14 protein-coding genes are annotated in these 11422 nt (G+C 47.7%); 1 reads left to right on the forward strand and 13 read right to left on the reverse strand.

Annotated features, from left to right (window positions below; translation table 11 throughout):
- Positions 1-3 precede the first annotated feature (3 nt).
- Complete coding sequence (locus tag MHI30_RS11825) at positions 4-342, reverse strand: nucleotide pyrophosphohydrolase (protein ID WP_023857432.1); 339 nt, start codon at positions 340-342, stop codon at positions 4-6.
- A 137-nt stretch (positions 343-479) separates the two neighbouring features.
- Here MHI30_RS11825 and MHI30_RS11830 point away from each other — a divergent pair, with 137 nt between their 5' ends.
- A complete protein-coding gene (locus tag MHI30_RS11830) occupies positions 480-1352 on the forward strand; it encodes a YitT family protein (RefSeq protein ID WP_020451939.1) in 873 nt (290 codons plus the stop codon).
- Positions 1353-1395: 43 nt separating this feature from the next.
- Here the strand turns inward: MHI30_RS11830 and ypjB are convergent, their stop codons facing one another.
- The 12 genes from ypjB to hisC all read right to left on the reverse strand — a co-directional run bounded on the left by ypjB (position 1396) and on the right by hisC (position 11419).
- Positions 1396-2196: a sporulation protein YpjB gene (gene ypjB / locus MHI30_RS11835; protein ID WP_020451940.1), complete on the reverse strand. Its 801-nt coding sequence runs from the start codon at positions 2194-2196 to the stop codon at positions 1396-1398.
- Between the two features lie 74 nt (positions 2197-2270).
- Positions 2271-2855 (reverse strand): DUF1405 domain-containing protein, encoded by a 585-nt coding sequence (locus MHI30_RS11840; RefSeq protein WP_020451941.1) that lies wholly within the window; start codon positions 2853-2855, stop codon positions 2271-2273.
- Between the two features lie 52 nt (positions 2856-2907).
- Positions 2908-3057 carry a hypothetical protein gene (locus tag MHI30_RS11845; protein WP_167564582.1) on the reverse strand — a complete coding sequence of 50 codons (150 nt, stop codon included), beginning with the start codon at positions 3055-3057 and terminating at the stop codon, positions 2908-2910.
- Between the two features lie 35 nt (positions 3058-3092).
- Positions 3093-3860 (reverse strand): menaquinol-cytochrome c reductase cytochrome b/c subunit, encoded by a 768-nt coding sequence (locus MHI30_RS11850; protein WP_075754134.1) that lies wholly within the window; start codon positions 3858-3860, stop codon positions 3093-3095.
- Positions 3861-3892: 32 nt separating this feature from the next.
- A complete protein-coding gene (qcrB, locus tag MHI30_RS11855; RefSeq protein WP_003182952.1) occupies positions 3893-4567 on the reverse strand; it encodes a menaquinol-cytochrome c reductase cytochrome b subunit in 675 nt (224 codons plus the stop codon).
- 2 nt (positions 4568-4569) lie between these two features.
- Positions 4570-5076, reverse strand: a complete 507-nt coding sequence (locus tag MHI30_RS11860) for a ubiquinol-cytochrome c reductase iron-sulfur subunit (RefSeq protein ID WP_003182954.1) — start codon at positions 5074-5076, stop codon at positions 4570-4572.
- Between the two features lie 146 nt (positions 5077-5222).
- Positions 5223-5669 carry a YpiF family protein gene (locus MHI30_RS11865; RefSeq protein WP_075754132.1) on the reverse strand — a complete coding sequence of 149 codons (447 nt, stop codon included), beginning with the start codon at positions 5667-5669 and terminating at the stop codon, positions 5223-5225.
- An 82-nt stretch (positions 5670-5751) separates the two neighbouring features.
- Positions 5752-6291 (reverse strand): ReoY family proteolytic degradation factor, encoded by a 540-nt coding sequence (locus tag MHI30_RS11870; RefSeq protein WP_020451944.1) that lies wholly within the window; start codon positions 6289-6291, stop codon positions 5752-5754.
- 68 nt (positions 6292-6359) lie between these two features.
- Positions 6360-7634 (reverse strand): tetratricopeptide repeat protein, encoded by a 1275-nt coding sequence (locus MHI30_RS11875; protein WP_075754131.1) that lies wholly within the window; start codon positions 7632-7634, stop codon positions 6360-6362.
- A gap of 232 nt (positions 7635-7866) precedes the next feature.
- The gene (gene aroA, locus MHI30_RS11880) at positions 7867-9153 is read right to left on the reverse strand and encodes a 3-phosphoshikimate 1-carboxyvinyltransferase (protein ID WP_023857440.1); all 1287 of its coding nucleotides are present in this window, start codon (positions 9151-9153) and stop codon (positions 7867-7869) included.
- Between the two features lie 10 nt (positions 9154-9163).
- Entirely contained in the window at positions 9164-10279 is a 1116-nt protein-coding gene (locus MHI30_RS11885) for a prephenate dehydrogenase (RefSeq protein ID WP_075754129.1), read from the reverse strand.
- Between the two features lie 54 nt (positions 10280-10333).
- Positions 10334-11419 (reverse strand): histidinol-phosphate transaminase, encoded by a 1086-nt coding sequence (hisC, locus tag MHI30_RS11890; protein WP_081379923.1) that lies wholly within the window; start codon positions 11417-11419, stop codon positions 10334-10336.
- Positions 11420-11422: the final 3 nt, after the last annotated feature.

Raw genomic sequence — 11422 nt, forward strand, 5'->3', positions numbered from 1 at the left:
CCTCTACTTTCCTTCTTCTTTTCTTGTCCAGCGGTCTTTGTCACGGGTGTTGAACTTCTCCATGACCATATCATGCGCTTCATCCAATGATATATGAAGCGAATTCGCAAGACAAACTAAAACGAACAATACGTCGCCGATTTCTTCATCGATCTTTTTTTCCGATTCGGTTTTTTTCTTCGGTTTTTCGCCGTAATGATGGTTGATTTCCCTCGCCAGTTCGCCAAGCTCTTCCGTCAGCCTGGCCATCATGGCAAGCGGACTGAAATAGCCTTCTTTAAACTGGCCGATATATTCGTCAACCTCACGCTGTATATCTTTCATCGTTTTTTCTTTCGTCATGCTGACAAAACCTCCTGTCATCTCTTACATGTTAGCGAATTCAAACAAGTTTGACAAATGTTTAAGACGGGTTTGCTGTTTTAAAACGGATACACTATAATATTAACGCCAGCTTATGGAAGGAAAGGAGTTTTTTTATGTTCGGAGACATCAGAATGAAGAACGTCCTGTTTATTTTGGCAGGCGCTGCAGTTTTTTCCTTTGGACTCGTTCATTTTAATATGCAGAACAACTTGTCGGAAGGCGGTTTTACCGGCATTACCCTGCTGCTTTATTTCCTGTTTAATATCGATCCTTCCATATCCAATCTGGTGCTGAACATCCCCGTCTTCTTCGTCGGCTGGAAGCTCCTCGGCAGAACGGTCTTCTCATATACCATTCTCGGCACAGTCAGTCTGTCGGTGTTTTTATGGATTTTTCAGCGCTTCCAGATTCATATGCCGCTACAAAACGATCTTGCGCTCGCGGCTCTTTTTGCAGGCGTGTTTATCGGTACCGGATTGGGCATTATTTTCAGATACGGCGGAACGACGGGCGGCGTCGATATTATTGTGCGGCTGATCAACAAATATTTTCAAGTGCCGATGGGCAAAGCCATGTTTGTGTTTGACGCCTGCGTCATTACATTATCCCTTATTTTTTACCTCTCCTATAAGGAAGCGATGTACACGCTTGTTGCCGTATTTGTCGCGTCAAAAGTCATCGATTTTATGCAGGAAGGCGGTTATGCCGCAAAAGGCGCCACCATCATCTCTGAAAAGAACGACCAGATCCAGCGCAAAATCATAGAAGAAATGGAAAGAGGCGTCACGGTTTTAAAAGGTCAGGGGTCATATACGAAAACAGAGCGGGACGTTCTATACTGCGTCGTCCCGAAAAATGAGGTTTTCCAGCTGAAAAACGTGATTACCTCGGTCGACCCGCACGCTTTTGTAGCCGTAAGCGACGTACACGACGTTCTGGGAGAAGGGTTTACGCTTGATGAGAACAAAAATCCGATCACACGCTGATTGAAGGTCAGCAAAAAAAGAAGCTCGCGATCAGCGGAGCTTCTTATTTCGGCCAATCTTTTTCTCTTTTTCTGCGCCTGTCCTCTTCGGCTTTATACTTTCTGAATCCGACATATGTCAGCGTCGAGAGGATAATGCTTCCCGTCGTCAGGATGACCCATAACAGTGAAGGGTCTGCATCATCTTCTTCTACTTGATTAAACACATCTTCCAAATCTTTTTCCAAAAGCGTCAGCCTTTCCAGCTTGCTGCTTTCCGTCATTTGCTGAAAGCCCCCGTTTTCCACGACTGCAATATGGTTGGAGACGCTTTTTAACTGCTTTGGCGAAACATCAATCGTTAAGCTTGGGTAAATCGTATCATACAAGGATAAAAAATGATTCCACTTTTCCCTGAATGTCAGGTTGTCTTCTTTCTGAATCCCGGCCTTCAAAGCGCTGAAAGAATCCATGATCGGCTTTTTCAAACTGCTCCACAGCGGATCATGGTCAGATTCTATGGCGTCCATCAGCATTCTAAACTGGGCGGCGGCTTTAAATTTTTCCTGCTGTGCGACCTCTTCGCTTTCCAGCCTTTTCAGCGTATCATGGTAGGCCAGACTGACCTGACGGATTTCCGAGCCTGTCATAATACCCTCTGTTTCGCCTTTCTCCGCTGCTTTCAGCCGTTTTTCAAAGTATTGAAGAATTTGTACCGCTTCCTCATATTGAGACTGCCTTGTTAGCTGGAATACCGTATCTGACAGTTCCGTCAATTCCTGCAAAGCCGATGATTCTTCCGCTTTTAAACCGGCCGCAGGAAAAACAAGCGCAAGCATCATGCAAAGGATCACCTTTCGTATCATTACGGTCCCTCCCACTCCTTCTATTAAAGCGTATGAAGAGAGGGACAAGGTTAGACCAAGATTGTGAATCCGTGTTACAGCTTAAAAGCTTTCCGGGACAAAACCAAGTAATAGGCCAAACCGATCGAAGCGATGCTGAGCCAAAATGTAAAATAGCCGATCTGCGGCATATATTGATCGAGCATTGAATAATTCGGCATCATGCCAAACAAGTAATCAATGACATCGTTATGCAGCGTCCAAACAGCCGCAAGCGCCAAATGCCACCCTTTAAACCGGTAATGAGGGGCGTACAGCACGCCTTGCACAGCCATTGCGAAGTGCGACGCGATCAGCATATAGCCCGTCCAATGGAGGCTTCCGGACACCGCAAGCACGAGGATATTCATCACAACCGCCCACAGCCCGTATTTGACGAGCGTAACAAGCGCAAGCGCCTCAAAGAGAGGAGCATTCCTTCCCAATAAAAGTCCGATGAGAACAAATAAAAAAAACAATGTCGCCGTCGGGCTGTCGGGAACGAAAATCAGAAATTTCGCAGGCGTATTCGTCAGCTGCGGAAGGTACCAGTAATACCCGTAAACCGTACCGAAGAAATTAATGATCAAAAGCAGCAGAAGCAGCGGTTTTTGAGCGAGCATGTAGGAAATTAGTTTCAAAGCAATCAACTCACAGTCTCTTTAAATAAAAAAAGCCGCCGCCGAGTCAGCTTCACAGACTGACCGCAGAAACGCGCGCCAAGAAGCAGCGGTCTTTCCAGCTTCCGTACGGTTCACGATCAGCAGCGGTCAAAATTGAAAAGGCCATCGACATCGTCGACAGCCCGAGAGGCTGACTTGGCGTCAGCTTCAGCTCTATCAAGAGTATAGCCTGCCTTCATCAACTTGACAACCGTTTTATTTCGCCGTTGTTTCGGAGATGAATTTAGACAGTTCTTTAAGCTCTTTATCAGATCCTTTAAAAACGCCAGCAGGCATTTCGCCTTTTCCTTCCTTGGCGATTTTCGCAATCTCTTCCGGAGACAAGCCGTTGTCAACGAGAGACGGGCCTGCCGCTCCTCCCTGCATGTTGTCTCCATGGCACGAAATACAGCCTTGCTCCTGATAAATCTTATACCCTGCTGCACTCGTATCAATATCGGCCTCTTCCTTGATTTTACCCTGCTCTTCAGCAGCGGCCCAGTCGTGGGTGACAACGGACTGCCATGTTAAGAAAACCGTCGCTGAAATCGCCAAAAGCATCAACCCTACGGCAACCGGGCGTTTAAACGGCCTTCTTTCAGGGCCTCTGTCAAGAAACGGCGCCAATAATAGCGCTCCGAATGCAATTGTCGGGATAATAATTGCGCCAACCACAGTATACGGTCCGGCAGCATATTCGTATTTCAGCAATTGGTAAAGAAATAGAAAATACCAGTCTGGCAAAGGTATGTAGCCGGTATCGGTCGGATCTGCCATCCGCTCGAGCGGAGGCTCATGGACGATGGTCAGCACGAGAAAACCGACAAGGAAAACCGCCCCGACCATCCATTCTTTCAGCAGGAAATTCGGCCAGAACGCTTCCGTTTTCCCAGGAAATTCGGAATAATCTTTTGGAATATTCGGTTTTCTTTCCGCCGGGATCCGTGAATCACCGACAAACTTCATCCCTTTTCCCCTTTTCATGCCATCCCCTCCTTCTCAATTGAGTCGCTCGTTTACAGCGGCCCAGAAATTCCTTGCTTGCGAATCATGATAAAGTGTGCAGCCATCAGTCCGAACAGAGCGGCTGGCAGGAAAAAGACGTGTATGGCAAAAAAGCGCGTCAACGTCTGAGCGCCGACAATATCCGGATGACCGGCAAGCAGCGTTTTAATTTCCGAGCCGATCAGCGGCGTCGCCTCAGCAATCTGCAAACCTACTTTTGTCGCAAACAGAGCTTTCATATCCCAAGGCAAAAGGTAGCCTGTAAAACCTAAACCGAGCATGACAAAGAAGATCAAAACGCCGACAATCCAGTTCAGCTCTCTCGGCTTCTTATAGGCCCCCTGGAAGAAAACCCTGAGCGTATGAAGAAACATCATCACAATGACCAAGCTTGCACCCCAGTGGTGCATTCCCCTTACAATCTGTCCGAACGCCACTTCATTCTGCAAATAATAAACAGATTCCCAGGCATTTTTAATATCCGGAACGTAATACATCGTCAAAAACATGCCGGACAGCACCTGAATCACCGTAACGAAAAACGTCAATCCCCCGAAGCAGTACACGAAAGCTGAAAAATGGTGAGCCGGGTTCACGTGTTCAGGAACTTCATGGTCGGCGATGTCCCGCCAGAGCGGCGTAATGTCAAGTCTTTCGTCCACCCAGTCATAAATTTTGTTTAGCATGATCACCCATCCTTCCTCGGCTTGGCTTTCCCTAAGTAAAGGTAGCCGTCTTTAACCTCTTGCTCATAGCGGTCCAAAGGAGCAAGCGGCGGAGTTCCGGGCACGTTGGTACCATCCTTTTCATAAAGTCCGTAATGGCACGGACAAAAGAACTTATTCGGATTTTTAGGATCGCTGTTCCAGTTGACCGTACACCCCAAATGTTTACAAACCGGTGATAAAGCTACAATTTCGTCCCCACTTTTGAAAACCCACGCTGATCTCGATTCTTCCGATTCGTACCAGGCATCCACTTGTTTGATTTTAAAATCGAAGCGCTGCGGTTCATTTGTCAATTCATCAACGCTGACAACCTGAACCATGTCCTGATCTTCAGTCGGCCTTAAAACCGGATCGAGCGCGAAGCGAACCATAGGCATGAGCATCCCCGCCGCCATAAAGCCGCCGACTCCGGTCAGCGTATAGTTTAAAAACTGACGTCTGGATACCCGATGTCTTTTTTCGCTCATCTTCATATCCCCCCTCAAGTCCCCAGCTACAATATAACTGAAATAGAAAAAAATTCATGAAACTAGGACACCCTCATAATATATCAATATTTTAGGAAGGTCAACATTCCCAAAATCATTATACAAAGGAAATGTAAGTGTTTTTATTAAGAGTTCCAATATTGTAACAAAATGTTCAATATTTGCTCAATTTGATCTTCCAGCAGCTTCTGCTTTAACGAATCCTTCATATGTTCGAGAGGAATCGCCGGAACCCACAGCAGCTTTTGCTCGCTTTCGAGCACCCGCTTCCAGCGTTCATCCGTCGTTAAAAAAACGATGTGGCGAAAATGTTTTCCGGCCATTTCTTTTAAATCGGCGATATGCTGCGCCGATTTTTCATCCGCATCTAAATATGTACAGGGCGGAAACAAATAGATTCTGCCCTTCAGCTGCCTTTCAAGTTCTTCTGCAAGTATAGACGTAAATTCCCCTTTTGATACGGCCGATTTAAACTGATCTCCCAAATCAACCGATATTAAAGGGATGACAGCTGTATCGATGTATTCTTTCGCGTTCAAGTAAACATCCGCATCGTGCGTATTCCATTTCACGGCTCCCGGCCTCCTCGTTTTGACAGCGCTTTCTCCGGAGCTGAACAAGCCTTGCTCTCGGCAAGGCTTGATTGGCAGCGGATTATCGCAGCTGGCTCAGTTGTTTAGCTAGTTTTTCGAAGCTTTCTTTATCTTGGCGGTCAAGCGCTTCATCGATTTCCCGCAGCAGCTTTTGTCTCTGAAAAGTGGAAATGGAATGCTCCAAAATCTGTTCAGCGACAATTTTATCTTTTTCATTTTCATATAGGTCTTTCGGAATATGGGGATTGGCTTCGAGTACAGCCGCATATTCCGGAGAATTATAGGCTGAGCGGAAGTTCAGCTGGATAAAGAGATCCTGCTGCTTATTCAGCCTGATATCATGAAATGATTTTTCTGCATCGGTCGTCATGACATTTTCTTTATAAAAACGAAAAGGCACTTCCTCAACGCAGTGGGTAGACATGATAATGCCCCTCGGACAAAATTCGGCCTGCTCGACAAAATGCACTTTTTCCATCAGCGAGTCATGGCTCATTAAATAATTCAGAATCCATACACACTCTCTTCGTTTCAGCTGATAATGGTTGAGAAACCAGCGGATAAAATCTTTTTTTTCATTGACAGAAACAGGGGTCTGCATGTTATTCCCTCCTCTATCGCATCTTGTGTATTACTTTATAAATTCCACACAAACCGATCATATCCTGCTTATTCAAAGGAATTTTCATCTTCGATTCTGAAAATCGTCTCCTGGACTTCTTCGTTTGCCGGGTCGAGCTCTGCCAGTTTTTTCAGCAGAGGCAGCGCTTCTTTCCGCCGTCCTTCTTCAAGCAGAAACATTGAATATTCGTAAAGGAAATCGGCGTCATCCCGATAGTGCAAAAATGCGTTCTCATATTCCTCACGCGCCTTGTCGTACGCCTCTGTCCGGGCGAACGCCGATGCCAGATGCCAGCTGAACTTCGGATCATCCTCTCCGTATTTGCGCACTTCCTGTACGAGTTCAATGATGCTCTCATCGTCTTCTTCTTCAAGAAACAGGGCAAGCAGGGTATGGACGGCTTCCAGATACCCGGGGTCCAGCGCCAGCGCTTCACGAAGCAGCTCTTTCGCTTCCGAATGCCTTTTCGTTTTTAAGGCTGCTTTTGCAGCGGAAAGATAAAGCTCTTTGTTGAATTCATCGAAGCGGATTCCTTCTTTTGCCGTTTCAAATGCTTCTTCATAAAGCCCTTCTGCTTCAAAGCTGTTTGCCAGAGGCTTGTAAAGTGAAGAGTAAGCGGGATCCATTTCCTTCAGCTCTGTCAGCTGTTTAATCGCAGTTTTAGGATACCCCGCTTTCAGCGCTGTAAAACCAAACCCGAACAGTGTGTTGGGCTCCGGGTTCTCCTTGACGGCTTTTTCATACCATTCAAGCGCTTCTTCAAACGCGCCGGATGAACTTAATGATTCCGCCAGCCTTTGGTACACATTGACGCCGCCGATGACGGCTTCTTCTTCGGCCGCTTTTTTGAATTGACGGACAGCTTTGCCGTAAGCTCCCTGAGTGAAATACAGCTCTCCCAAAGCAAAATCGATAACCGGCTCATCCGGCAAAATGACTTGCGCCTTCAACAGCTTTTGCTCGCTGACTTCAAACAGACCCTGCATCTGATAGAGGTCAGCCATTAAAAGCAAGCACTGCGGGTACGCTTCGTCTGTTTCCGGAATCGTTTCAAGCACGCTGAGCGCTTTTTCTTCCTGATCGGTTTCGATGAGGAGTTCGGCATAAAAGCATGTCAGCTCCGTTTCATCCGGATACAGTTCATGGAGATCATTCGCAATAGCGATAGCCTTATCGACAATTCCCCATTCGTAATACAGCTGGGCTACTATGGCTTTGTCTTCATCATGAAGGTCAGACTCGATATCAGCAAGCTTTTTCAATCCGCTTTCCGGGTGGCCTGCTTCAACTAATTTTATGGCTTCTTGAATCGAAGTATTCAAATCTAAACGTCCCTTTCTTTCGTCAATTCATCGCCTGCCGTATCAGCCGGCATATCGCGGTGAGTTACTTACTATCATAATTCACGCGGCGGCTTCCGGCAAATATGTTGCCCGCACAGCTGGATGAAGCAGATTGATTCTGTTAAGACAAGCTATGCGGGAGACATTCGTTTTATGATCAAACACCCGGCTTTCATGATTTTCCGGGCTGAAAAAGCCTGAGCACAAGGCTTCAGGCTTTTTTTGCAAGCTTTTCGATATGTTCAAAAAACGAAGGATATGAGACACTCACAGCTTCAGGCTGTAAAATGTCGATCGGCTGCTCGCAGATGCAGGCGGCGATTCCCAGCATCATTCCGATCCGGTGGTCCCCGTGGCTTGAGACTTTCGCGCCGCCTGTAAGAGGCGTCCTGCCGTGAATCTTCATCCCGTCTTCTGTCGGCTCGATGTTCGCACCGATTTTTTTCAGCTCTGAGGCGACGGTATCGATTCGGTTCGTTTCTTTTACTTTGAGCTCAGCCGCGTCTTTGATGACCGTCGTTCCTTCAGCCTGTGTAGCGAGAAGAGCGATGATCGGTATTTCATCGATGAGGCGCGGGATTAAATCGCCCGAAATTTCAGCGGCTTTCAAGGAGGACGTTTTGATTCTCAGATCGCCGTACGGCTCGGCGTTTCCGGCATTTTTTTCTTCGATTTCAAGATCGGCTCCCATTTCTTTCAAGACATCGATGATTCCCGTCCTGGTCGGATTGAGTCCGACATTGCGAAGCACGACTTCACTGTCAGGAACTAGCGATGCCGCTGCCAGGAAAAACGCAGCTGATGAAATATCACCCGGCACGAAGACTTCGGCCGCTTTCAGCTGCTGCCCGCCCTCAATCGTTACGCTTGTTTCATCTTCCTGAAGGCTGACGCCGAACATCGACAGCATCCGTTCCGTATGGTCTCTTGATTTATGAGGCTCCGTCACCGTTGTGGCGCCTTCGGCCTGCAGACCCGCAAGCAAAACGGCAGATTTGATTTGCGCACTTGCAACAGGCGACTGAAAATCGATCGCTGCCAGATGTCCGCCGCGTACAGAAAGCGGTGTGTATTCCCCTCCGGCGCGGCCGTCGATTTTCGCTCCCATTTTTCGAAGCGGTTCTGTGACACGCTTCATCGGCCTTTTGGCGATGCTCTCATCGCCGGCGACTGTACTGTGAAACGGGCGTCCTGCCAAAATGCCGAGCATCAGCCTGATCGTCGTTCCGGAATTCCCCACGTCAAGGAGTTCCGCAGGCTCAGCCAGCTGATCGAGCCCTTTGCCGAGGACGGTGACATCACTGCCATTCTGTTCGATTTCCACGCCCATTTTCCGAAAGCAGGCGATCGTGCTCAAGCAGTCGGCTCCTGGCAAAAAGTTTTTGATGACCGTTTTCCCTTCTGCTATGGCTCCGAACATAACAGAGCGATGAGAGATGGATTTATCTCCCGGAATATGAAGCTCTCCTTTTAGCGAACTGATTTTTCCTCTTTTCATGTGTTCCACCTCAATCAGCATAAAATGTTTCATATTTTGCGCGGGTTTGAATGCATTTTTCGGCGCGTTTTCGATCTTCATCGGATTGAAAGCTGATTCTGAGAACACCGTTTATATCTTCCCTCGTTTCAATAATCCGGATGTTCGTAATGCTGATTTTCTCGTCAGCGAGAATCGCCGTAATTTCCGAGATGACCCCGGGATGGTCGGGGACATCGACATAAAGATCGTAAAAGGAAGGAATCGCGCCTTTTTGCCGCAAAGGCAGACCGTCACGGTATTCCTTGGCCTGCCGAAAAAATTCAAACAGCCCGTCTGCATCTTCATTTTCAACAAAAGACTGAATTCTGTCCAGCTCATATTTCCATTCGTCAAACCGCTCCAATATTTTATCTTTATTGTGCAAAAGAATATCGCGCCACATCGCCGGGCTGCTTGAGGCAATTCTCGTAATATCGCGGAAGCCCCCTGCGGCAAAACGCTTGATGAGCGGGTAATGATCTTCGAATTTGACGGTCTGGTGGACGAGACTGGCCGCTACGACGTGCGGAAAGTGGCTGATCACGCTTGTAACGGCGTCGTGTTCAGCCGGAGACATTTCCACAAACTTTGCATTTGTTCCTTTGAGCAGATCTTTTAAGGAAGCAACTGCTTCTTCGCCGGCGGAGCCGGAAGGCGTCAAAATATAAAACGCGTTCTCGAAAAGGAAGTCTTTGGCGGCTGCGACGCCCGATTTATGCGATCCGGCCATCGGATGGCCCCCGATAAACCTGTATTCATCCGGCAGCACTTTCTCGGCATGGCTGACGACCTTTTGTTTCGTGCTGCCGACATCTGTAATGAGCAGCTTTTTTTTGATGCCTGAAGCGGCAAGTTCATCAAGCATGTGAAGCGTCTGTTCGACCGGCGCCGCTAAAAAAACGGTTGACGCTTCTTTCACCCCTTCTAAAAAAGAAGCAGCCGGAGCATCAATAACGCCAAGCTTTTGTGCAGCTCTTGCCTGCTCTTCTGACACGTCAAACCCGATGATCCGTTTGCCGGGGTGTTCCTTTTTGATGGCAAGGGCGATCGAGCCGCCGATTAAGCCCAAACCGGCCAATAAAATCGTTTCATTTGGTTGAGTCATTTTTTATCACCTAAGTTCATCAATAGACTAAAGAGGTGACTGAATCATCACCTCTTACAACATGCCGGCTAACGTTTTCAACAAGCCTTCGTTCTGTTCATTCGTACCGACCGATATTCTAAGGAATGTCGGAAAGCCGAGCGCATTCCCCGATCTGACGATATAGCCTTTTTTCAGCAGTTCCAGGAAAAGTTCGTCTGCATCCCGTTTAAAATCGATCAGCACAAAGTTCGTTTGTGAAGGATAGTAATTTAGCCCGTGCTCATCACAGAAATCGTAGTACTGTTTGAGCCCTTCATTGTTTTTTCTCACGCAATCGTCGATAAATGCCTGATCGCCCAGGGCGGCAAGCGCGGCAGCCTGGCCGAGCCGGTTTGTATTAAACGGCTGTCTCGCCGGCTCAACCGCCTGAATCAGCTGTTCAGAGGCAATCCCGTAGCCGACCCTCAAAGACGCTAAACCGTAAGCTTTTGAAAACGTCCTGAGAATCATCAGGTTCGGAAAGCGTTCCAAAAGCGGAATGGTCTCAGGGTAGTCTTGAGCCGTTACGTATTCGTAATAAGCTTCATCGACGACAGCAAGGACATGTTCCGGGACTTTTTCAAGAAAACGGATCAGGTTGCGGCCGGATTCATACGTTCCGGTCGGATTGTTCGGGCTGCAAACCCAGACAACCTTCGTCTGTTCATCGATCGCCTCCAGCATTGCATCAAGGTCGTGGCAGCCGTTTTCAAGCAGGCCGATTTCCCTGACTTCCGCTCCTTCGATAACAGCATTGTGCTTGTATTGTGAAAATGTCGGATTCGCCATTACAGTGTTTGAGGCAGGATCCAACAAAGAGCGGGAAATAATTTGAATGACTTCGTCCGTTCCGTTTCCAAGGATGATGTTCGTTTCGTTTACGCCGAGATGGGAGGCAAGCTTTGTTCTCAATGCCGCACTATAGCCGTCAGGATAGAGAGCCATTTGCTGCACTTCGGTCTGGAGCGCTGCTTTTGCCGCTTCCGAACAGCCGTAAGGATTTTCATTTGAAGCGAGCTTGACGACCCGGTCGAGGTTGAATTCTTTTTTGACCTCTTCAATCGGTTTGCCCGGCTTGTAAGGCGTTAATTGTTTTAACTGTTCTTTAATTTGCAACATTCT

This window comes from Bacillus sp. FSL L8-0528 (genome assembly GCF_038593085.1).
GTDB lineage: Bacteria > Bacillota > Bacilli > Bacillales > Bacillaceae > Bacillus > Bacillus paralicheniformis.

Coding starts and splice junctions, on each gene's coding strand:
- aroA (WP_023857440.1), bottom strand. CDS start 9,153: ATGAAAAGAGGAAAAATCAGTTCGCTAAAAGGAGAGCTTCATATTCCG.
- MHI30_RS11870 (WP_020451944.1), bottom strand. CDS start 6,291: ATGCAGACCCCTGTTTCTGTCAATGAAAAAAAAGATTTTATCCGCTGG.
- hisC (WP_081379923.1), bottom strand. CDS start 11,419: ATGTTGCAAATTAAAGAACAGTTAAAACAATTAACGCCTTACAAGCCG.
- qcrB (WP_003182952.1), bottom strand. CDS start 4,567: ATGCTAAACAAAATTTATGACTGGGTGGACGAAAGACTTGACATTACG.
- MHI30_RS11850 (WP_075754134.1), bottom strand. CDS start 3,860: ATGAAAAGGGGAAAAGGGATGAAGTTTGTCGGTGATTCACGGATCCCG.
- MHI30_RS11860 (WP_003182954.1), bottom strand. CDS start 5,076: ATGAGCGAAAAAAGACATCGGGTATCCAGACGTCAGTTTTTAAACTAT.
- MHI30_RS11885 (WP_075754129.1), bottom strand. CDS start 10,279: ATGACTCAACCAAATGAAACGATTTTATTGGCCGGTTTGGGCTTAATC.
- MHI30_RS11830 (WP_020451939.1), top strand. CDS start 480: ATGTTCGGAGACATCAGAATGAAGAACGTCCTGTTTATTTTGGCAGGC.
- MHI30_RS11825 (WP_023857432.1), bottom strand. CDS start 342: ATGACGAAAGAAAAAACGATGAAAGATATACAGCGTGAGGTTGACGAA.
- ypjB (WP_020451940.1), bottom strand. CDS start 2,196: ATGATACGAAAGGTGATCCTTTGCATGATGCTTGCGCTTGTTTTTCCT.